The organism is Collinsella bouchesdurhonensis (assembly GCF_900155365.1).
Taxonomy (GTDB): Bacteria; Actinomycetota; Coriobacteriia; order Coriobacteriales; family Coriobacteriaceae; genus Collinsella; species Collinsella bouchesdurhonensis.
Map to the genome: position 1 here is coordinate 237,301 of NZ_LT699738.1, position 21,005 is coordinate 258,305.

16 protein-coding genes are annotated in these 21,005 nt (G+C 59.8%); all 16 read right to left on the reverse strand.

From position 1 onward, the window contains the following. Window positions 1-41: 41 nt before the first annotated feature. Window positions 42-374: a phosphoribosyl-AMP cyclohydrolase gene (hisI, locus tag BQ9843_RS01705; RefSeq protein WP_022387589.1), complete on the reverse strand. Its 333-nt coding sequence runs from the start codon at window positions 372-374 to the stop codon at window positions 42-44. Beyond that, window positions 375-1,157 carry an imidazole glycerol phosphate synthase subunit HisF gene (gene hisF, locus BQ9843_RS01710; protein ID WP_075843620.1) on the reverse strand — a complete coding sequence of 261 codons (783 nt, stop codon included), beginning with the start codon at window positions 1,155-1,157 and terminating at the stop codon, window positions 375-377. Beyond that, window positions 1,151-1,903 (reverse strand): 1-(5-phosphoribosyl)-5-[(5-phosphoribosylamino)methylideneamino]imidazole-4-carboxamide isomerase, encoded by a 753-nt coding sequence (locus BQ9843_RS01715; RefSeq protein WP_075843621.1) that lies wholly within the window; start codon window positions 1,901-1,903, stop codon window positions 1,151-1,153. The genes hisF and BQ9843_RS01715 overlap by 7 nt, the downstream gene beginning before the upstream one ends. Then, window positions 1,900-2,670, reverse strand: a complete 771-nt coding sequence (locus BQ9843_RS01720) for an imidazole glycerol phosphate synthase subunit HisH (protein WP_075843622.1) — start codon at window positions 2,668-2,670, stop codon at window positions 1,900-1,902. The genes BQ9843_RS01715 and BQ9843_RS01720 overlap by 4 nt, the downstream gene beginning before the upstream one ends. A 21-nt stretch (window positions 2,671-2,691) precedes the next feature. Continuing rightward, window positions 2,692-3,279, reverse strand: coding sequence for an imidazoleglycerol-phosphate dehydratase HisB (hisB, locus tag BQ9843_RS01725; RefSeq protein ID WP_075843623.1), 588 nt, complete (start codon window positions 3,277-3,279; stop codon window positions 2,692-2,694). Next, a complete protein-coding gene (hisC, locus tag BQ9843_RS01730; protein ID WP_075843624.1) occupies window positions 3,280-4,395 on the reverse strand; it encodes a histidinol-phosphate transaminase in 1,116 nt (371 codons plus the stop codon). Between the two features lie 2 nt (window positions 4,396-4,397). After that, complete coding sequence (gene hisD / locus BQ9843_RS01735; protein ID WP_075843625.1) at window positions 4,398-5,798, reverse strand: histidinol dehydrogenase; 1,401 nt, start codon at window positions 5,796-5,798, stop codon at window positions 4,398-4,400. A 64-nt stretch (window positions 5,799-5,862) separates the two neighbouring features. Next, window positions 5,863-7,662: an ATP phosphoribosyltransferase gene (gene hisG / locus BQ9843_RS01740; RefSeq protein WP_326844818.1), complete on the reverse strand. Its 1,800-nt coding sequence runs from the start codon at window positions 7,660-7,662 to the stop codon at window positions 5,863-5,865. Between the two features lie 148 nt (window positions 7,663-7,810). Continuing rightward, window positions 7,811-8,470, reverse strand: coding sequence for an NAD-binding protein (locus BQ9843_RS01745; protein ID WP_075843626.1), 660 nt, complete (start codon window positions 8,468-8,470; stop codon window positions 7,811-7,813). Window positions 8,471-8,480: 10 nt separating this feature from the next. Continuing rightward, window positions 8,481-9,134: a potassium channel family protein gene (locus tag BQ9843_RS01750; RefSeq protein ID WP_075843627.1), complete on the reverse strand. Its 654-nt coding sequence runs from the start codon at window positions 9,132-9,134 to the stop codon at window positions 8,481-8,483. 2 nt (window positions 9,135-9,136) lie between these two features. Beyond that, entirely contained in the window at window positions 9,137-11,995 is a 2,859-nt protein-coding gene (locus BQ9843_RS01755) for a cation-translocating P-type ATPase (RefSeq protein ID WP_075843687.1), read from the reverse strand. 212 nt (window positions 11,996-12,207) lie between these two features. Further along, window positions 12,208-12,930: a response regulator gene (locus tag BQ9843_RS01760; RefSeq protein ID WP_075843628.1), complete on the reverse strand. Its 723-nt coding sequence runs from the start codon at window positions 12,928-12,930 to the stop codon at window positions 12,208-12,210. Beyond that, entirely contained in the window at window positions 12,920-14,521 is a 1,602-nt protein-coding gene (locus tag BQ9843_RS01765; RefSeq protein ID WP_195906596.1) for an ATP-binding protein, read from the reverse strand. Before BQ9843_RS01765 ends, BQ9843_RS01760 begins: the two co-directional genes overlap by 11 nt. Before the next feature lie 338 nt (window positions 14,522-14,859). After that, window positions 14,860-17,364, reverse strand: a complete 2,505-nt coding sequence (locus BQ9843_RS01770) for a phosphoketolase (protein ID WP_075843630.1) — start codon at window positions 17,362-17,364, stop codon at window positions 14,860-14,862. Between the two features lie 558 nt (window positions 17,365-17,922). Beyond that, on the reverse strand, window positions 17,923-18,936 hold the full coding sequence (locus BQ9843_RS01775) for a LacI family DNA-binding transcriptional regulator (RefSeq protein WP_075843631.1): 1,014 nt from the start codon (window positions 18,934-18,936) through the stop codon (window positions 17,923-17,925). Between the two features lie 247 nt (window positions 18,937-19,183). After that, on the reverse strand, window positions 19,184-20,917 hold the full coding sequence (locus tag BQ9843_RS01780; RefSeq protein ID WP_195906597.1) for a carbohydrate-binding domain-containing protein: 1,734 nt from the start codon (window positions 20,915-20,917) through the stop codon (window positions 19,184-19,186). Between the last annotated feature and the right edge of the window lie 88 nt (window positions 20,918-21,005).

Sequence of the window (21,005 nt, forward strand, 5' to 3'; positions counted from 1 at the left end):
AAACGTAACGCCGCTGCTATCGCGGCTTGTATCCCATCTACCTACGGCTCAACACGCTTGAAAAAACAACTGCGTGCACCCGTATGACATGCCGGACCGGGGCTGTCGACCTTCACAAGCAGCGTATCGCTATCGCAATCGGTCCATAGCTCGCGCACTTGCTGCATATTTCCGCTGGTCGCGCCCTTATTCCAAAGCTCCTGGCGGCTGCGGCTCCAAAACCACGTGGTGCCGCGTTCAAGCGTGAGCCCCACCGACTCCTCGTTCATCCACGCCACCATCAACACCTCACCGGTGTCGTACTGCTGAACCACGCACGGAATGAGGCCGCGTTCGTCATAGGTGAGCTGCGCGGGCGTTGTGACCTCGATCATCTAAAAATCCAATCTTACCGGGATACCCTGACTTGCCATGTACTCCTTTACCTGGCGAATGCTAAAGGTTCCAAAGTGAAACACGCTTGCTGCAAGCACGGCATCGGCTTCGCCCTCGATAACGCCTTCGGCAAAATGCTCGAGCGTACCCACGCCGCCGCTCGCGATCACAGGGATGGAGACCGCGCGAGCAACGGCACGCGTGAGCGCCAGATCAAATCCCTCTTTGGTGCCGTCGCGATCCATGCTCGTAAGCAAGATCTCGCCCGCGCCGCGTCGTGCCGCCTCCGCAGCCCACTCAACAGCATCGATACCCGTGGCATTGCGACCGCCCGCGGTAAAGACTTCCCACTTGTCGGCACCGGGCTTTCCGGGCATGCCCACGCGCTTGGCATCGATAGCGCACACCACCGCCTGGCTGCCAAACGCCGCAGCGGCCTGGGTAATCAAATTTGGATCGCGCACAGCAGCCGAGTTGAGCGACACCTTGTCGGCACCCGCCGCAACCATCTGGCGCATACCCGCAAGATCGCGAAAACCGCCGCCCACCGTATAGGGAATGGAGAGTTCCTCGGCCGCATGCGCAGCCATGTCGATTGTTGTCGCGCGATTGTCGCTCGTGGCGGTAATGTCCAAGAACACGACCTCGTCGGCTCCCTCACGGTCATACGCCGAGGCAAGCTCGACAGGATCACCCGCGTCGCGCAGTTCCACAAAGTTGACGCCCTTTACAACGCGTCCGCACTTGACATCCAAACACGGAATGATGCGCTTGGTTAGCATGCGCTCTCCTCTCCATGGGCCACGGCCAAGGCCTCGGCCAACGTGAAGTTGCCCTCATACAGGGCACGCCCGGTGATAGCGCCCTCGATGACATCCGCGCCCGCAGCGGCAACCGCACGAATGTCGTCGAGCATGGAGATTCCTCCCGAGGCGACAACCGGAAAGCCGGCAACGTGGGCCACGTGGGCATATGCCGCCACATCGATACCGGTCTGCATGCCATCGCGAGCGATATCGGTATAGACCAGGTGCCTGAAGCCCTGCTCGGCAAGCTGCCCCACCACCTCGTCAAGCGCCAAGCCCACGCCATCGCGCCAGCCGTTCACCTTGACCTGACCATCGCGAGCGGCAACGTCGGCTACCAGCAGGTCGCCAAAGCCGCGCGCCGCGACCTCAGCAAAGCCCGGCTCCGTTACCAAAACGGTACCCATGGCAATGCGCTTGGCGCCATACCCCGCAAGTTCATCGATGCGTGCAAGCGAGCGCACGCCGCCGCCCACATCGATAGACAGGCCGTCTACCTGGCAGATTGATTTGATGGCCCGAGAGTTGGCCGCACGTGCCTCCTCGTCTTCTTCAAATGCAGCCGAAAGATCGACCACATGAAGCCACGTTGCGCCCTGCGCGGCAAACTCCCTCGCAACCGAAACGGGATCGTCGGAATAAACCTTGCAGCGGCTTCGGTCGCCGCGCTCCAGACGAACGACCTTGCCGCCAATCAGATCGATAGCGGGAAACAAAATCATGCGTCTACCTCCCCATCGTTCATGGCACCCTCGACGATGCCCACGAAGTTCTCGATAAGCCGCAGACCGCGCGCCGAGGATTTCTCGGGATGGAACTGGCAGCCAAAAACGCGCCCACGCTGCACCATACAGGCAAAACTGCGCGTATAGTGCGTATGGGCAAGGGTATCGGCAGCGGGCACATCGAGGTCTGCCGCATACGAATGCGTGAAGTACATGTTGGCGCCCTCGGGGAAACCACGCAGAAGAGGCGAAGCGGCACCCTCCTTGGTCAGATGCACCTGATCCCAACCAACATGGGGAACTTTAAGACGCGTGGACTCAAGGCGCGAACACGACCCCTGAATCAGTCCCAAACCGCGCACCCAACGTCTGCCGTCAGCCTCAAAAATCACTCCGGGATTTAAACCCTTGCCGTAAGCGTCGTTCGCAATAGCTACAGAGGTATCCTCGGGAACACCCTCGTCACCGCGGTCAAGCAGCAGCTGAAGCCCCAGGCAAATACCTAAGATCGGCTTGTTTGCGCCAGCGGCCTCGAGCACCGCCTGGTCAAGCCCCGACTCGCTCATATAGGAGATGGCATCGTAAAACGACCCCACGCCGGGAATCACGATGCCGTCGGCCGCGCGGACACACGCGGGATCGTCGCTCGCATAGGCCTCGGCGCCAGCGCGCGCAAAACCGCGCACCACGCTCGACAGGTTGCCCTTGTGGTAGTCGACGATGACAATCGATGGACTGAGCACTGTTCCCTCTTCTCTTACCATTCAATCGATTAAAACGCCCAGCTAAAGGGTTCCCTTGGTCGATGGCACGCCCTTTACGCGCGGGTCCATCTCACACGCAAAGCGCATGGCACGGCCCGTGGCCTTGAATGCCGCCTCGATAATGTGATGGCTGTTCTCGCCCGCCAGCTCGCGCACGTGCAGCGTGAGCTGGGCATCGCGCGCAAAGGCGTAGAAAAACTCGACCGCAAGCTCGGTATCGAACGAGCCCACGCGCTCGGTGGGCAGCGGCAGGTCACAATAGGCCTGACCGCGGCCGGAAATATCGACTGCCGCCATGACGAGCGTCTCGTCCATGGGGATGGTCGAATCAGCAAAGCGCGTGATGCCCGCTTTATCGCCAAGCGCCTGGCAAAACGCCTCGCCCAACACGATGCCCGTATCCTCCACGGTGTGGTGCGCATCGACCTCAACGTCGCCCGCGGCATGCACCGTCAGGTCAAACTGGCCATGACGACCAAACGCGTTGAGCATGTGGTCGAAAAACGGCACACCCGTATCGATATCGCAAACGCCAGACCCATCGAGGTCGAGCTTGATCTGGATGTCGGTCTCCCCCGTCTTGCGGGCTACCTCTACGGTGCGAGACATCTACATCTCCTCCTTTACGAGCACGGCAAGCGCACTCAATACAGCGTCGTTTTCTGCAGGCGTACCCACGGTGATGCGCAGGCAGCCGGCAAGTCCGGGCGCATAGCTAAAGTCGCGCACAAGAATCGAGTACTCGTCGCGCAGACGCTCGCGCACACGGGTCGCACGCGCCATACGCACAAGCAGGAAGTTGCCAAAACTCGGCCAGACCTCAACGGGCAGGCCTTTGGCAGCAAACGCCTCGAGCGCAGCCTTGACGCGCTCACGCTCCGCGGCAACCTGGGCCACAACCGGCGCATAGGCATCGCGAGCGCGCACGGCCGCAAGCGCCGCCGCCTGCGTAAGCACATTGACCGAGTAGATCTGGCGAATCGCCGCAAACACGTCGATAACCTCGGGCGCCGCGATCACATATCCGCAGCGCGTGCCTGCCGCCCCAAAGGCCTTGGACAGTGTGTGCAGGATAACGAGGTTGGAATACTTCTCGATAAGTCCTTGGGCTGTGGTCTTGGCACCAAAGGAGGCATCGGCAAACTCGATATACGCCTCGTCGACCATGACCATACCGGGACATGCCTCGCAGAGCTTAGCGACAAAATCGAGCGAAGCCACATCTCCCGTGGGATTGTTGGGCGAGGTCACGATAGCAAGATCGCATGAGGGGGCCGCCTCGAGCACCGCCGCGCAATCGAGCTCGAAGGTCTTGGGATCGCGCCATACGTCACGCACCCCGGTCTCAACAAGCGAGGCAAAAAACGCGTATTCGCTAAAGCACGGTGGGCAATTGAGCAGCGTGCGCCCGCGCCCGCCAAAGGCGAGCAGGAAGTTATAGAGCAGCTCGTCGCCACCGTTTCCTACGCAGACCATCTCGCGCGGCACACCATGCCAGACGGCCAGCTCGTCACGCAAGTCGTTGCTCATGGGATCGGGATAGCGGTTGAGGGGCGTTGCGGCCAAGGCGGCGTCAACGGCCTCGCGCACGCCCTCGGGCACGGGATAGGTGTTCTCGTTTGCCGAGAGATTAATGCTCGTGGGCGTGAAGTTGGGGTCATACGACTCGATACTCGCCAGATACGGCTGCACGAGCTCCTTCATCTTCTGGGAAAGCTCCGCCATCGCTATTCACCCGCCGACGCCGCGCCACGGGCGACCGTCTGGACGTCATCGTCCGGCCAAGCAACAGCAGTAAGGTCCGTGCCGGCAAGTGCCTCGCAGCTTACGGAATCTTCACCCTGCTCCAGAATGCGACGACGCAGCGCCGCAGAAAGAGCGTGGGACCACAAGCCCTCGGCCTCAGCCAAACGCTGAGTCGCAGGCGCATCCTTCATCAGGCCCTGAGGAGTATAGCAAATGACGCTCGAGCGCTTGACGAACTCTTCGACAGAAAGCGGATTGGAGAAAAGCGCCGTGCCGCCCGTGGGAAGCGTGTGGTTGGGACCGGCAACGTAGTCGCCAAGGGGCTCGGAGCTCCAAGCGCCCACAAAGATGGCACCGGCGTTGCGAATGCCGCCCAGCAGCCCCATGGCATCTTTGCAGTGAAGCTCCAAGTGCTCCGGCGCCACGGTGTTGACGGCCTCGACTGCCGCCGACATATCGGCAGCGACTACGATCGTGCCCTCGTTGTCAAGAGAGGTACGCGTAATCTCCGCGCGGGGCGACTGAGCCACCAGGACCTCGATGCCGCGCTCGACCTGGGCGGCAAAATCGGCATCGCAGGTAACCAGGTAGCAAGCTGCCAGCGGGTCGTGCTCAGCCTGCGCCATAAGATCAGCCGCAACGACCATGGGGTTCGCGCTCGCATCGGCGAGCACGCAAACCTCGGACGGTCCGGCGATCATATCGATACCGATATCACCCGAGACAATCTGCTTGGCAGCAGCCACGAACGCGTTGCCCGGACCGGTGATCTTATCGACCTTGGGGATGGTCTCGGTACCGTAAGCGAGCGCCGCTACTGCCTGCGCGCCGCCCACCATGTAGATCTCGTCCACACCGCCGAGCTTTGCGGCAGCAAGCGTGTAGGGGCTGATAAGTCCATCCTTTTGCGGAGGCGTGACCATGACCACGCGCTTGACCCCTGCAACCTTGGCGGGAATAGCGTTCATGAGTACCGTCGAAGGATACTGCGCGCGTCCGCCCGGCACGTAGATGCCGGCCGCCGCAAGCGGGGTCACCTTGACGCCGAGCATGGTGCCATCCGTGCGCGTGGTAAACCAGCTCTGCTCGACCTCGCGCTCGTGGAACTCGCGAATCTGTGCGGCGGCCTTCTCGAGCGCCGCGACAAACGTGGGGTCCAAGCCCTCAAGCGCCGCATCGATCTGCTCCTGCGGCAAACGGAAACTCTCAAGGTCAACACCGTCAAAACGGCTGCAATAGTCGCGTACCGCCGCGTCTCCCTCGGCGCGCACGCGGGCCACGATCTCCTTGGCAGAAGCCACGATATTCTCGGGCAGCACGCCCTTGCGATTGAGCTGGTTGACGCTCAGCAGCTCGCCCGCTGCCAACTTGATGGTCTTCATCTCAAACAGTCCTATCTCTATTGGGCATCTGCGCCCATGCTACGTCAAAATCGATATATGCCCGCTACTGAGCCGAGCCCGCAACGGGCTCGAAATGGAGATGCTCCACCGCAGCGGCCAGTCGCTCGCCCAAGATGCGCACGCGCGGATCCAAACGGGCAGCACCGGGGTTCACAAAGAAACGCGCTGTGCATTCCATGATCTCGCCGGTGATAACCAGATCGTTCTCGCGCAGGGTGGAACCCGTGGCCGTGATATCGACAATGCGGTCGGTCATGCCGACGATGGGCCCCAACTCGATATTGCCGTGTAGTGAGACGATATCCGCCACCACGCCGCGACTCGCATACCACGCCGCAGCGATGCGCGGATACTTAGTAGCGACGCGCAACGAGCCACGACGGGCATAATTGCGCTCGGCCTGGCCTGCACGCCAGGAAGGCTCCGCCTCGATAAACTTGCAGGCGCCATAGCCAAGGTCGACCAGCTGCAAAAGGTTGAGACCGGCCTCGATCAGGGAGTCGCGGCCGCAAATGCCGCAGTCGGCGCCGCCACAGCCCACAAAGGCAGGCGCATCGCTGGGGCGCACGATAATAAACTCGATGTCGCCGATGCCGTCCTCGCCCGCGCGGGTATCACGGCCGTGCACGATAAGATGACGGCCCGGGTCGCGCAGCTCGGAGGCATCGATGCCGGCGGCCTCCAGAACCTCGAGCGTATCGGCCTTGAGAGAACCCTTGGGCACGGCGATGCGCAACGGGGCGCCCGCTGCGTTGCCCGTGCGCACGGCAGCGTGGTCGCCGTCGGCGGCGTCCTCTGCCGTGTTCAGCGCGCTCTCCAGACGCTCGAGCGAAAAGGCAAAACCCGCCGCGGGCACTTCGTCATCGGATTCGAACACGCCAGAGAACACCGAGTCATACCTACCGCCCGAACCCACGGGATCGGGAAGACCGCCCGCATAGGCCTTGAACACCAGACCAGTGTAGTAATCGAAGGAATTCATAATGGAAAAGTCAAAGGAGAGCAGCGCGGCGTCCTGAGCATCCAAACCCGCGATAAGCGCACGAAGCTCGCACGTCATGTCGTCTGCGACACCGGCTGCGGCGAGAAGCTCGTCCACGCGATCGAGAACCGATGCACCGCCCACCAGGCGCGGCAGCTCGCAGATGGCAGCCTTCATGGCATCGGGCTCGCTGCTTGCCATCACGCGAGCGTCCAGGTCCACAAAATCATTTGCGTGAACCATACGCAAGGCGTCCTCGGCCAAAGATGCGTCGCTCACATGTGCAAGAAGCGTTTTAAAAGGACGGACGCTGCCACATACAACCCTGGCATCGGCAAGGCCCAGAGCACGAACGGCGCTTGTCACCAGCGAAACCATCTCGACATCGCCCGCGGCGTCCCCTTCGCCGATAAGCTCGAAACCCAGCTGCGTAAACTGACGGGAGCCGCCAGCGCCACGCACCTGCTCGCGCACGACCGGAGCCTCATAGCGCAGGCGAAGCGGCAAATCGGCCGAGCGCATGCGCGTAGAGACCAGGCGAACGATGGGAAGCGTATTGTCGGGTCGCACTACGAGCAAGCGGCCATCGTCATCAAACAACTTGAACGGGGTGTCCGCAATGCGGCCACCCTCCTCGAGAGAGCCCTTGTCCTCGAGCAGCGGCGTTTCGACTGGAAGGTAATGATGAGCACGAAAGCAGTCCCTCACCGTCTGTGCGATCTCCTCGCGCGCCTGAGCCTCCTCGGGCAAAATGTCCCTGAATCCCCACGGTGTGGCCGTCATACGTGCGTCCATCCCCTCTACGATAGCCAACATATCGAAAAAAGAACCGGCCTCGGCCGGTGTCCGATACTTTAGCATACTAGAGTGCCTTCTGCGCGAACCCCTCAAAATCGGTAACAGAACCGTGACAATCGCACATGGAAGTCCACATGAGAGAACATGGCCCCACTCACAAAAAGGCCGCACCCGGAAAACCCAGATGCGGCCTTTTGCAAATTAGCAATGTCTACTGCAAAGCGTGGCTCAAAAAATCCCTGCCAGAATCGTCGGAGAACGCAACCACGCGATCACCTGCGCAGAGCTCCGTGCCGCCATTGGGGATAACAATATCCCCGTCACGCTCGACAGCCACAAGCACAAGGTCCTCGGGCAGCTGCAGGTCGCGCACTGCCTTCCCAACCACCGAGGAACGGGGACGCACCTCGCCCTGGACAATAGCGTGGCCGCTCTTGCCCAAGCGCATAATCGTGTAGACGTCCTCGATATCAAGGCCTTCCTCGACGGAGCGCGTAATCAGATCGGCCTGGTCGATGGCCACATCGACGCCCATAGAGGCATCGAACATCCAGGCATTCGCCGGGTTGTTGACGCGTGCGACCACGCGGCCAACGCCGTACTCCATCTTTGCGAGCATCGAAATCACAAGGTTAACCTCGTCGTTACCCGTAACGGCAATCACGACGTCTGAATGCAGCACACCTGCCGCCTCGAGGACATCGGGGCTCGAGCCCATGCCGCGCACGACCGTGCCCTCCGGCAGCTTTGCCTCAAGACGCTGCACCACGGTTTTTCTCGATTCGATAACGCGCACCGTGTCGCCGCGGCTGCTCAGCAGGGAGGCGAGATACGAGCCGGTCTTGCCACCGCCGACGATAATGATATTCATGGTTGCCTCCTTACTCGGCCAAGCCGAGCATGGTGCGGAACTTGCCCGCAGCGCTCGACGCAACCGCCGCATAGATGATGTCTCCGTGGTCAAGCACCGTTCCCTGCGTGGGCACGAATGTCTCGTTATCGTGCGAAACGGCAACGATGCTGATCTCGCCCACAACAGTGAGCTCGCGCACCGGGCTTCCCTCAAGAAGCGCCGGGACGTCGGCGCGCACGAGGCGCACATCGCCGGACCCAAGTTCGACAACATCGTCCAGCTCGTTGAACGTCAAAAGCTCGCAAACGCGGCGCACGCCCCAATCGGTGGTGGAGATGCTCTGGATGCCGAGCCTACGGTAGGTTTCGGCATTGGAGATCTCGTACAGGCGGGCGATGACGCGGGGGACGCGATAGGTCTGACGCGAGATGCGCGCGACGACGATGTTCGTCTCGTCGGACGAGGTGCAGGCGATCACGGCACTGGCACGGTCGATTCCGGCGGCCTCGAGGACTGCACGGTCAAAGCCAACACCCTCTACGGTGCTGCCGCCAAACGACTCCCCCAGCGATTCAAGGCGCTCCGGGTCCTGATCGATAGCGCAGACGCTATATCCCTGCCTGTCAAGTTTGCGGGCGAGGTTCACGCCCATGCGTCCCATGCCCACGACGATTACGTTCATGGCTACCTCTTTTCCGGCGTCTGAGAAAGCACGACGCCATTACGGTCGATATGGTTCTTCTTGCGAACGATGGCCTTGCGGCACTCCTCAATCAACAAGATGACGGGCGGAAGCAGCACCAAGAACACGTAGTCGTTCAGCAGCAACGGACTGGTGTGGAAGACGCCCTGGAACGGTGGGAACAGCGTGATGAAAACAATGAGCACGATCTCGAACAGAATACCCTTGTTGATCTGTTTGTTCGAGAACAGGCCCGTGGCAAAAACCGAAGCGGTCTCCGTGCGGCAGTTCCAAACCTCGCCAATCTGCGTGAAGACGATAGCAGCAAGCGCCATGGTCGTTGCACGGACATAGACCGGATCGAGGTCGGCGCCCACGCCAAACATCGCGATGCCCGGATGCCAGCCATTCATGATCTGGCAGAACATGAACGCAGCGAAGGAGAAGAGCGCGCCAAGCATGCCGTACCACAGGAAGGCCTTGCGCATGACCTTGCCCGAAAGCAAGGGCTCATTCGGGTCACGAGGGGGCCTGCTCATAACGTCGGCCTCGGGAGGCTCGGTACCCAAACCAAGGGCGGGCAGCATATCGGTGCCCAGGTCGATGGTGAGGATCTGCATCGTCGTAAGCGGCAGAGGCACCGCTCCGCCCGAGAGCAGGTAGATCGCAGAAGGAACAGCTTCGGGAACATTGGAGTTCAAGATATAGAGCATGAACTTCCTGATGTTGGCGTAGACTGCACGGCCCTCTTCGATGGCATGGACGATCGAGGCGAAGTTGTCGTCGGTCAAGATCATGTCCGCGGCCTCCTTGGCCACGTCCGTGCCGGTGATGCCCATGGCAACGCCGATGTCTGCCTTCTTAAGCGCAGGAGAGTCGTTCACGCCGTCTCCGGTGACAGCCACGATCTCGCCCATCTGCTGCAGGTTCTCGACAACGCGCAGCTTCTGCTCCGGCGCCATGCGAGCAAAGACTACTTCGCCCTTCAACGCCTCTTTGAGCTCCTCATCCGAGGTCTTCTCGAGCTCGACGCCCGAGAAGACGCGCGGGTGCTCGCCCTGCACGATACCAATCTTGCGGGCAATGGACACCGCGGTAAGACCGTAGTCGCCCGTGATCATCACAACGCGGATGCCAGCGCGGCGGCACTCGGCAACGGCTGCCGCAACCTCGGGCCTTGGCGGGTCTTGCATAACGAGCAGTCCAACAAAGGTAAGACCGCACTCGATGTTATCGGGAGTGTAATCGCTCATCGAGCGGGGAATGGAATCGTCGTCGGCGCGCAGTGGGCGATATGCCAAAGCGAGGACGCGCAAACCATTCGCTGCATAGCTATCGTTTGCAGCCATGATGCGCTCGCGCATCTCATCGCTCATGGGAGCGACCTCGCCGCGGCAGCGCACATGCTCGGAAAGACGGACAACCTCGTTAGGGGCGCCTTTCACAAATGCGATACGGGAAGCGCCTTCAAACGGACGCTTGAGCTGATGGATGGTCGTCATGCGCTTGCGGCGGCTCTCAAAGGGAAGCTCCCTCACGCGCGGCATCTCGCGCTCGAGGTCCTCGAGCGTAAGTCCGGCTTTCTGGGCACTCACGAGCAGGCATGCCTCGGTGGGATCGCCCAAAACGGTATACCGGCCGCCCTCTTCCTCGGGAGCAACAAGACGCGCATTGGAGCACAGCGCGCCGCCTGCCACCAGCAGGCGAAGCTCGTTGTTATCGGCAGCCAGCCACTTCTCGCCGTCGCTCTCGATGTCGCCCTTGGGAGCATAGCCCACGCCAGTGACCTCGTACTCGCGCTCGCATGTCCACAGATGGTTGACGGTCATCTCGTTTTGAGTAAGCGTGCCGGTCTTGTCGGTGCAAATAACGCTCGTAGAGCCCAAGGCCTCAACAGAGCTGAGCTTCTTCACCAAAGCGTTGCGCTTGCTCATGCGCTGCACTGCCATAGCAAGCGACAGCGTAACCGTGGGCAGCAAGCCCTCGGGAATAAAGGCAACGACCATACCCAAGGCAAAGATGAACGAGGAGGCAAGGCCGTTGTGCACAAAGAGCACGTCAAGCAGGAAGAACACGATGCCCATGCACAGGGCAAACAGCGTAACCTGCTTGGTCAGGCGATCAAGCTGGCGCTGTAGGGGGCTCTCGGAGTCCTCCATGTTCTGCGTCAGGCTCGCGATTTTGCCAAACTCCGTCGCCATGCCGATCTTTGTGACAACAACACGGCCGTTGCCCTCGGAAACAGAAGTTCCCGCGAACACGAGGTTGGGCGTTTCGGCAGCGGTCAGATCGGGCTCGAGCACGGCGTCGGCGGTCTTTCGCACCGGATTGGACTCGCCGGTAAGTGTCGACTGGTCCACCTGCAGATCAGAGGCGCGCACGACACGGCCATCAGCAGAGATCTTGTCGCCTTCTGCTAGGACCATAATGTCGCCAGGCACGAGGTCTTCCGCAAGCACCTGAGACTGTTGGCCATCGCGAATAACATTGACGTAAGACGGGAGCATCTTCTTGAGCGCTTCGGTTGCCTTGTCCGCCTGATGCTCCTGCCAAAAGCTAAAGCATCCGTTGATCAAGTTTACCAACCACACGGCAACGCACAGCTCGGGCATACCTGCCACCAGGGCGATGATGCCTGCCGCCCACAGCAAAATAGCCATGAGGTGCGTGAAGTTGGAGAGAAATGCCAGGACTGGAGATTTTTTCTTGGCCGCCTGGATGAGGTTCTTGCCGTATTTGGCCTGCAGCTTCGCTGCCTGATCGCTCGTCAGGCCAGCAGCGCTGCTGTCCATGGCCGCCAGCGCATCCGCGCCGGTGAGCGATGCGAGCTGCGAAATCTTCTCCTCATGCGATTCGGACACAGTATCCAAGGGTCCTCCTTTCTTTGATTGCGCGCGTGCCCGACGGACATGCGCGGCCGGCGGCAATGCCGCCAACGCAAAGGAAGAATAGCCACCCTTGGGCCTCTTTAGAACAAGGCTGTCACCCTCGCACGATTCAACATGCGTCAGGCATAAAAGTGCCGTTAAACTCGGATAAAGAAGGCCTAAAGACACCAGGTAAACGGCTATGTTTAGTCTTTAGCCGCAGTGGCGCGAATCATGCGATAGCCCACACCCACATGGGTTTGGATATAGCGGGGATGCGCCGGATCGGACTCGATCTTCTTGCGCAGCGTGCCCATAAATACGCGCAGCGACGCAAGGTCCGCCTGGTGCTCGGCACCCCAAACCTCATTCAAGATAAAGCTGTGCGTAAGGACCCTGTCCACATTGTGGGACAGCAAGCACAGGAGCTTGTACTCGATGGGCGTCAAATGCAGTTCCTCGCCGGACAGGTATGCCACGCCCGCCGAATAGTCGATACGAAGATCTCCGTTCTCGAACGTGGAGCTCTCGCGCATGGGGGCATTCGAAAGGTAGCTCGAGCGGCGCAAGGTCGTGCGAATACGCGCCTGGAGCTCGCCTACCGAAAACGGCTTGGTGAGATAATCATCGGCCCCCGCATCGAGCGCAACGATCTTATCGGCGTCTTCGCTTCGGGCGGACACCACGATGATCGGCATCTGGGACCACACGCGTATAGCGCGAACGACCTCGATGCCGTCAATATCGGGAAGCCCCAGGTCGAGCAAAACCACATCGGGTGCATTCGTGGCGGCCGAGGCGATGGCGCCTCGCCCTGTAGACTCGGCAAGAAGATCAAAACTTTGGGCCTCAAGCGCCGTGAGCACCAGGTTTCTAACCGTAGCGTCATCCTCGACAACAAGGATTTTTGCATGGCTCTCAATCGGCATGGTCTATATCTCCATTCTCCATACGATGCAAGGGCAGCGTAAACCAAAACGCGCATCCATGCGGCTCGACCGCATCGACGCCAATGCTGCCGCCATGTGCCTCCACGATCGATTTGCATAAAGCAAGCCCTAGGCCCACGCTCCTTTTCGAATCTGCCAGAGCATGACTTGCCGTGTAGAACGATTCGAACACACGGGAACGATCCCCTTCGGCAATACCGGGGCCGTTATCCTCCACACGCACAACGGCCATGTTGGCATCGGCGCGCGACATAATGCGAATACGCGAGCCCACCTGAGTATAGGCAACGGCATTGTTCAGCAGGTTCACCACAACTTGCACCATAAGACGCGCATCCACGTCGACAAGCAAAAGATCGCGGCTCGGCTCGACCTCGATGTCGTGGAACTCGGAGTCCGGGCTTACATGGCGCAGCGCTTCCTCGACGATATCATCGAGTAGCTCCGTTGTCGTCGAAAGGTGCACCTCACCATTCTCCAAGCGCGTGATCGCAAGCAGGTTTTCCACCGTGGCATTGAGCCACATGGCATCGGAGCGGATATCGCGCAAAAGCCCTTCGCGCTTCTTGGCACTCAGGTCCTCGCCATCAGACAGGAGCACATCGGCATTGCCCGAAATTGCCGTAAGGGGCGTTCTCAAGTCATGCGAGATAGACCTAAGCAGATTGGCACGCAGCTGTTCATTTTTAGCCAGAACGGCAGCCTTTTCGCGCTCCTCAAGCGCCCTTGCACGGGCAAGGGCAAGCGATGCCTCTCCCGCAACGGCCTCGGCCTCGTTGCGCTCCGCGGGAAGCGGGGCTGCGCCCATAAGGCAGATACCCATGACGCCCACGACATCGGTACCAGAGCGCAGAGGCAGGTACAGACCGGATGCCGAAGGAAAAAGCTTCGTCCCAACGCCGACGCTCTCACCGTCCTCCAAGGCCCTTCTTGCCATAGAAAGCTCGATCACCGGAGGGGTTGGAGACGCGCCGGCCGAGGAGAAGCTCCTTTGCTCCAAGAAGCCCTCCCCCTCATCGCAGTACCACACAACCGTTGCGTCAAGGAGCCTCGACAGCTGGGCGCCCGCCGCGCTTACGATCTCGCGATGCGTCTCGCAGCGACGAAAGGCCTCGTCTGCCTCCAGCATGATCTTGGTCCTACGGTACGCCGTGTGAGAAGCGTGCAGTTCTCGCCTCAGCGTCATGGCAACCGTGCTCGCAATAAGGGCGACCGCAAACATCACGGCAAAGGTAGCAGGATACGCGCGCCCCCAGGCCGTCAACGAAAAGCGCGGCGTGGTGAAAAAGTAGTTATACAGGAGCGCAGAAAGCGCCGATGCGACAAGGCAGTACGCACGCTTTACCGTAAAGAGCGATATGCAAAGAACCGCAAGCACATAGGTAACGACGATGCACGCCTCCATATCAAAGGCAAAGAAAGCAAAACCCACCAGCGTGGCCGTCACCAAAAACAAGAATATGCAAGCAAGATCGATTGCATAGCGCTTTGGCGTGGGATCGTCGGACCAAGCGAAAACCTTGCTTTCGAGCCAAGAAGCACCCAGACGGTCCCTCCTGCTGCTATCCAACCGCTCGCGCCGCTCCAACACCCGCGCGTCCCTCCCGTTTCATCGGTATCGTTTGCGAGTATCTTACAACCCAACGCGCAAAAGCATCGAAATGAAACAATAGACAGGCAGGGCGCAGCTCATGCAAAAAGCTGAGGCACAATCCCGCCCGCATGGCTTCTCTCAATATGAAAAAGGTCCGAGCACATAAAAATGCCCGCATCCGGAAAACCCGGACGCGGGCATGCATAGGGGGCTGAGTTTACGGAGCGTCGAGCAAAATCGAGAGGCAACTTAGCCTATTGCCCGAGCGCCTGGACGTCCTTCAAACAGGGATGCGCCGCCCACACGTTAACCAGCTACTCGTTATCGCCGGCAGTCATTTGCGTAGCCGACAGCTGGCCCTCGGTTGCCGCAGCGGCATCGGGCCACACCCAGCTAGTAAAGGCCGGATGATCGTAGCCCTCGTCCACGGCAAACTGGAAGGCCTCCTCGCGGAAGTTCTCCCACTCCTCAATCTGCGCCGCCCACTTCTGAGCATCCACCATGCGCAGGGCGTCGGCGGCAAGCGCCCAACGGTCCATGTTGTTGAGGCGCAGCATGTCGAAGGGAGTCGTCGTGGAGCCCTTCTCCTCGTAGCCGTGCACGTGGAAGTTGTCATGGTTGGGGCGATCCCAAATCAGACGATGAATCGTGCCCGCATATGCGTGGAAGCAGAACAGGACCGGCTTATCGGTACCAAAGAACTCGGCAAAGCGCTCGTTGGAGATAGCCTGGTCGTTCTCGGCCGTGCTCTTAATCTTGAGTAGGTCGACCACGTTCACGAAGGTCGCCTTCACACCGATCTTCTTGAGCATATCGAGTGCCGCCAGCGCCTCGAGCGTAGGCACGTCGCCGCAAGAAGCGATAACCAAATCGGCCTCATCAAGGCTGGAAGCACTGCTTGCCCACTTCCACTCGGCAAGGCCCTCTTCAAGCTCGGCACGGGCCTCGTCCACCGTGATGAACGTCGGCGCCGGCTGCTTGCCACAGAAGATGGCGTTCACGCAGTTCGTGGACGTATACGCGCGCTCGGCCACGGCAAGCGCCATATTTGCATCGCACGGATAGTACGCGTTGACCACATGGGTGTCGTTTGCCTTGTTGAGCAGCAGATCCACAAAACCGGGATCCTGATGCGAGAATCCGTTGTGGTCCTGACGCCACACGTGGCTGGACAGCAGAATATTCAAGCCGGAGATGGGAGCACGCCAGGGAATCTCGCGCACGCAGGCCTCAAGCCACTTGCAGTGCTGGTTGACCATGGAGTCGACGATATGCACAAACGACTCGTAGGAGCTCCACACGCCATGACGACCGGTGAGGGTATAGGCCTCGAGGAAGCCCTCGCACTGATGCTCGGACAGCTGCTCGACCACGCGGCCGGTGGGCGCCAGCAGCTCATCGTTGTCGGCGTCGGCATAGTGGCCGGCATCCCACTGCTTGTGCGTCACCTTGTAAGCGTCCTGCAGGCGGTTGGATGCAGTCTCGTCCGGACCGAAGATACGGAAGTCGTCGTTGAGCTCCATGACATCGGCGGTATAGGCACCAAAGACGCGCGCCGCTTCGGTTGCGCCCCAGCCATGGCCTTTCTCCGCCACGGGAACCTCATGGGCATGGATGTCGGGCAGCGTGAGCTCGTGGCGCACCTTGCCACCGTTTGCATTGGGGTTGGCACCGATGCGCAGGTCGCCTGTAGGCATAAAAGACGTTACCTCGGGACGAATCTGGCCCTCTGCGGTAAAGAGCTCCTCGGGCTTATACGAGCGAAGCCAGCTGCGCAGCACGCGGAAGTGCTCATGCGTATCCTTGGCAGATGCCAGAGGCACCTGGTGCGCACGCCAGCTGCCCTCGGTCTTCTTGCCGTCGATATGCTTGGGGCACGTCCAGCCCTTGGGCGTGCGGAACACGATCATCGGGTAGACGGGACGCGTCTCGTCGCCCGCCTCGGCGCGTGCCTTGATGTCGCAGATCTTGTTAAAGACCTCTTCGAACAGATCGGCAAAACGACGATGGATGGAGCTGTGGGGCTCGTTGTCAAAGCCGGCCACAAAGAAGTGTGGCTCGTAGCCCATGCCCTCAAAGAACTTAGTGAGCTCTTCGTCGGAGATGCGCGCCAGAATCGTGGGGTTGGCGATCTTATAGCCGTTGAGGTGCAGGATGGGCAGCACGATGCCATCGGTCTTGGGATTCACAAGCTTGTTGGACTGCCAAGAGGTCGCAAGCGGACCGGTCTCGGACTCGCCATCGCCCACCACGGCCACGGCAAGAAGGCTCGGGTTATCCATCACGGCGCCGTACGCGTGGGACAGGGTGTAGCCAAGCTCGCCGCCCTCGTGGATGGAGCCCGGAGTCTCGGGTGCAAAGTGGCTGGGAATGCCGCCGGGATAGGAGAACTGACGGAAGAACTTCTGCAGACCGGCCTCGTCATCGGTGATGTCGGGACGAATCTCACGATAGGTGCCGTCGAGCAGGGACTGCGCGGTACCGGCCGGGCCGCCGTGACCGGGGCCCATAAGGAAGATGGCGTTTTGCTGGTGGTCGGCAATAAGGCGGTTTACATGGCCAAACAAAAAGTTCACGCCCGGAGTGGTGCCCCAGTGGCCCACCAGGCGATGCTTGACGTCGGGGCGGCCAAAGTCGCGCACCTCGCCCGTCTTCTCATCGACAAAATCCTTGCGCATCAAAGGATTAGAGCGCAGGTAGATCTGGCCGACGGAGAGATAGTTGGCGCAGCGCCAATACTTCTCCACTCCCTCGAGCTCCTCGCTGGAAACGGGCGCATCGAGCTTTTTCCACGGCGTTCCGATAACGGGCTGAGTCATGTATTGCCTCCTGTATTCTCGCCGGTGGGCGCCGGCGTGTAACTCCCGATAAACGATGCGCTGCGTTCCCGCGGCCTGCCGGGCAGGGCAATCGCCGCGGGAGCGCATCTCGCACGCATCGGCGCATGCAAGGGACCGCATGCGTCAGATCTCAAGCGCTTTGATGCTGGCCTCCCTGGCGCGCACCGCTCTCTCCTACGGGGCGCCAAGGCTTAAAAAGCGTCTGAAAACACACCCCCTTTAGGGACAGGTGGGGCGTATGGGGGAACCGACGCTTATTGGCACGGCATCAGGTACAACAAGCACCTGTATCCGAATTGAGAGTATAGGCGGTAAAACGTTTTATCGTTATGGAAAAACGTTTTAGCACTGTAAAGACTCATGCATATTAGGGGACATTATTTGGTTATTTATGCAGCATGGTGAGCTCGTTCGCAGTTTTGACAATCTAAAAGATTATCGCCCCGGCTCTCCACAACGCCTTCATATGAAGCATTCGGGCAAAGCCATTTTTGCTTTTACAGCATGCGCCAAGAAGACGCAGGCGCCCCGTCCCCGCTAGCGCGGGGAAACGCTGCCCTGTACCACCAGACGCGGTTCGAGCACACGCTCGATGGGGCGTGCCATCGGCTTTTCAATCCTGCGGAGCATCATGTTGATAGCGTGCTCAGAAAGCATGGTCACGTCCTGCTCGATCGAGGTCAAAGCCGGCTCAAACAAGGCATCGGCGGCGCTGTTGTCGTAGCTCACTACCGAGTAGTCGCTCGGCACACGACAGCCGCGCTGGTACAGACGCTTGAGCAGGCCAAGAGCAATGTTGTCGGAGCTTGCAAAAACGGCCGTGGCATCGGTATCCAGCACGTTTGCCGACGCCTCATAGGCATCGGAGATGTAGTAGTCGGTCTCGACCACCAGCAAGGGATCAAATGCCACGCCGGCTTCGGTAAGGGCACGCTCATAACCGGCAAGACGCTTGCGGCCCGTCATGGATTTGGCCGCGTTGACCATGCACGCGATGCGCTCGTGGCCCTTCTCCAGCAGGTATTTTGTTGCCATGTAGCCGCCCTGCTCATGATCGAACAAAACCTTGTCGCAGGAGAGGTTGTCCACCACACGGTCGATCATCACATAGGGCACAGGCAGATGAGAAAGCTCATCGACCAGCACGCTGTCGTCTGCGAGCTCATCGGCAACAACCAAGAAGATGCCGTCCACCCCACGCGTGACGAGAAGGGCCAACAAATCCAGGTCGTTTTCGGGCAAACCATCGGAGTTGGTAATGAACAGGGCATACCCCTCAGCGCGGCAACGTTGCTCTAGGTTCTTGGCAAGCGATGAGAAGAAGCGACTCTCGATGTTAGGGACGATGAGGCCAAGCGTCTTGGACTCGCGCATCACCAGGCTGCGAGCGATCTGGTTGGGAACGTAATGCTCACGCGCCGCGACTTCCTTGATGCGGCGACGATTCTCCTCCGAGATGCGGCAGGGCCGGTTGTTGAGCACGAGGGAAACCGAGGAGGGAGAAAGCCCCACCTCGTTGGCAATCTGCTTGAGTGTCACCTTCTGGGCCAATGCGATCGTTCCCTTTCCGCGCCGGCATTTCCGTGTGGTCAACAACTTTACCACCCCGGGAGGGGAAGTGGGCTGGAGAGTGCGGACATCTGCGCGTAACGCGCACCAAACGCGCGGGCATTTAGCACGCATGGGGCCATTAACCGTTGAAGCCCGCTCAACGTCAAAGACATTGAGCGGGCTTCTTGGCTCTATACTCTATGAGCAGTCATGAGTAGAATGACCGATCGGTTCTTAAAAACTCTCCCTAGCGCTTGCAGTGCAATCTCTTGATCGAAAGCCCAACAGCTAGCACGCCTGCGATTGCCAGCAATGCGGCGCACTCCATAGCAGGGGCGCTGCTGTCGCCCGTGCTGGGAATCTTGCCTGCAGTGGTCTTTTTCTTTCCGGCAGGCTTTGTGGTGGCAGCAGGCTTTTTGCCGGTATCAGGCTTATCGCCCTCGGCGGGAGCGGCCTTTTCCGTATAGATGTTCTCAAACGTCATGCTTGCCACGGGCGTATCCTGAGTCTTCTCGTAGAATGCACCGTTATCGGTTTCCACCAGCTTGACGGGGAAGATTTCATAACTCGACTGGGTGGCCGACTGGGCATCGGTCGCAATCGTGTACTCATGGCAGAAGATCTGGTAGACAGTGTCGGAATACGTCCAGTTTGCCACACCCGTATTCTTCTCACGCACGCAGAAACCCTCACAGGTGATGTCGCGGACCTGGCTCTTGGGACCCTTGATGGTAAGCACGCCCTTGTATTCCCCCACTCCGTTGGTGGCGACGCTCGCCGTCACGGTCACGTCGGCGTAATCATCAATCTGGCCGACGCCAACGTTGAAAATCTCGAGCTCAAATTCCTGCTTGCCCGGAGCGATGTCGCCGCCCTTCTTAACGACCTTCGTGAAGGGGAAGCTATAGGTGACGGATTTCTCGCCCGTAGTGAAGTGGATGTTCTTATAGAGATGCAGGAAGCCCTTGGCCTGCTCGACGCCATCGTGCTCGATGAGGTCGATAGTCGCGCCCTCGCTGTCAACGGCAACGGCTTGCGTCAGGTCGAAATCACCGTAAATGACGGGGTTATCCGAGAGCGCGGGGATATTATCCACGTTTGTGTTCTTGGCATCGACCTCGGCCGCGTAGACTGTGAAATCGCCAGCACAGCCAGCCGGATATACGCCGGCGAGCATGACCTTTGCGCCGCCCTTGACGGTCAGATCGCCGCTTGCCCACAGAGCGGCATCGGCGGTAGAGGTCGATTGGACAGAGCCGCCATCAACCGTTAGGTTTCCGCCGGCGAACAGACCGGGGAAGAGGCTTTTCGCCACGACGTTAGAATTCGAGATGCTCAAGTTGCCGCCCGTGGTGCCACCGCAGGAGCTGATGTACGCGGCGTTGCAATTGTTTTCCGTCGCTGAAATGTCGACCACGCTGCTGTTGTTAATAGTAAGGTTAGCGGCATCGATACCCGCATACAGCGCGTGCGACGTGAGCCTCGCGTTGTCGACGAATACCGAACCGTCGCTGCAAATGCCAACACCACCCGGGGCATTAATGTTAAGGGTCGTTCCATGTACCGAAACGTTACCGGCAGCGCTTATGCCGTCCCTCGTTTCCCCCGCAACATCGATAGTGAGGCTGCCAGACCCCGAAAGCTCGATATTCCCCGTAGCCATAACGCCCATGTTGCCATCAAAAGTAATGCGGTTCTCACCCTGGAGCACGATGTTCAGATCGCTCGTCAGCCCCGAATAGATGCCGCCAGAACCGAGTGCATTCGTGATGGATGCATTATCCAGCGTAAGGGTTTGCGTAGCAGGGTCGTACGTTGCCGTGCCCTCGCCGCATTCGATGGCGAGATTGTCGCTGGTGAATCGCTCGCCATTGACATACAGGTCGTAGTACGACGTATCAGCAAATGCCATTGCCGGCAGCATCGCCATAGTGAAGGCGAGTGCTAAGGCAAAACCTATCAGTTTCCGTATCTTACTCATGACGCCCCCCTTTCGTCCTGGTGGACTCGCAAAGGAGTGAAACCGGCGTTTGACGCGCCCTGGTGCAACCATGAGTACCGACGGTTGA

What these genes read in the sequence shown, in the direction of transcription:
- hisI (WP_022387589.1), bottom strand. Translation starts at nt 374, where the DNA reads ATGATCGAGGTCACAACGCCCGCGCAGCTCACCTATGACGAACGCGGC.
- hisF (WP_075843620.1), bottom strand. Translation starts at nt 1,157, where the DNA reads ATGCTAACCAAGCGCATCATTCCGTGTTTGGATGTCAAGTGCGGACGC.
- BQ9843_RS01715 (WP_075843621.1), bottom strand. Translation starts at nt 1,903, where the DNA reads ATGATTTTGTTTCCCGCTATCGATCTGATTGGCGGCAAGGTCGTTCGT.
- BQ9843_RS01720 (WP_075843622.1), bottom strand. Translation starts at nt 2,670, where the DNA reads ATGGTAAGAGAAGAGGGAACAGTGCTCAGTCCATCGATTGTCATCGTC.
- hisB (WP_075843623.1), bottom strand. Translation starts at nt 3,279, where the DNA reads ATGTCTCGCACCGTAGAGGTAGCCCGCAAGACGGGGGAGACCGACATC.
- hisC (WP_075843624.1), bottom strand. Translation starts at nt 4,395, where the DNA reads ATGGCGGAGCTTTCCCAGAAGATGAAGGAGCTCGTGCAGCCGTATCTG.
- hisD (WP_075843625.1), bottom strand. Translation starts at nt 5,798, where the DNA reads ATGAAGACCATCAAGTTGGCAGCGGGCGAGCTGCTGAGCGTCAACCAG.
- hisG (WP_326844818.1), bottom strand. Translation starts at nt 7,662, where the DNA reads ATGCTAAAGTATCGGACACCGGCCGAGGCCGGTTCTTTTTTCGATATG.
- BQ9843_RS01745 (WP_075843626.1), bottom strand. Translation starts at nt 8,470, where the DNA reads ATGAATATCATTATCGTCGGCGGTGGCAAGACCGGCTCGTATCTCGCC.
- BQ9843_RS01750 (WP_075843627.1), bottom strand. Translation starts at nt 9,134, where the DNA reads ATGAACGTAATCGTCGTGGGCATGGGACGCATGGGCGTGAACCTCGCC.
- BQ9843_RS01760 (WP_075843628.1), bottom strand. Translation starts at nt 12,930, where the DNA reads ATGCCGATTGAGAGCCATGCAAAAATCCTTGTTGTCGAGGATGACGCT.
- BQ9843_RS01770 (WP_075843630.1), bottom strand. Translation starts at nt 17,364, where the DNA reads ATGACTCAGCCCGTTATCGGAACGCCGTGGAAAAAGCTCGATGCGCCC.
- BQ9843_RS01780 (WP_195906597.1), bottom strand. Translation starts at nt 20,917, where the DNA reads ATGAGTAAGATACGGAAACTGATAGGTTTTGCCTTAGCACTCGCCTTC.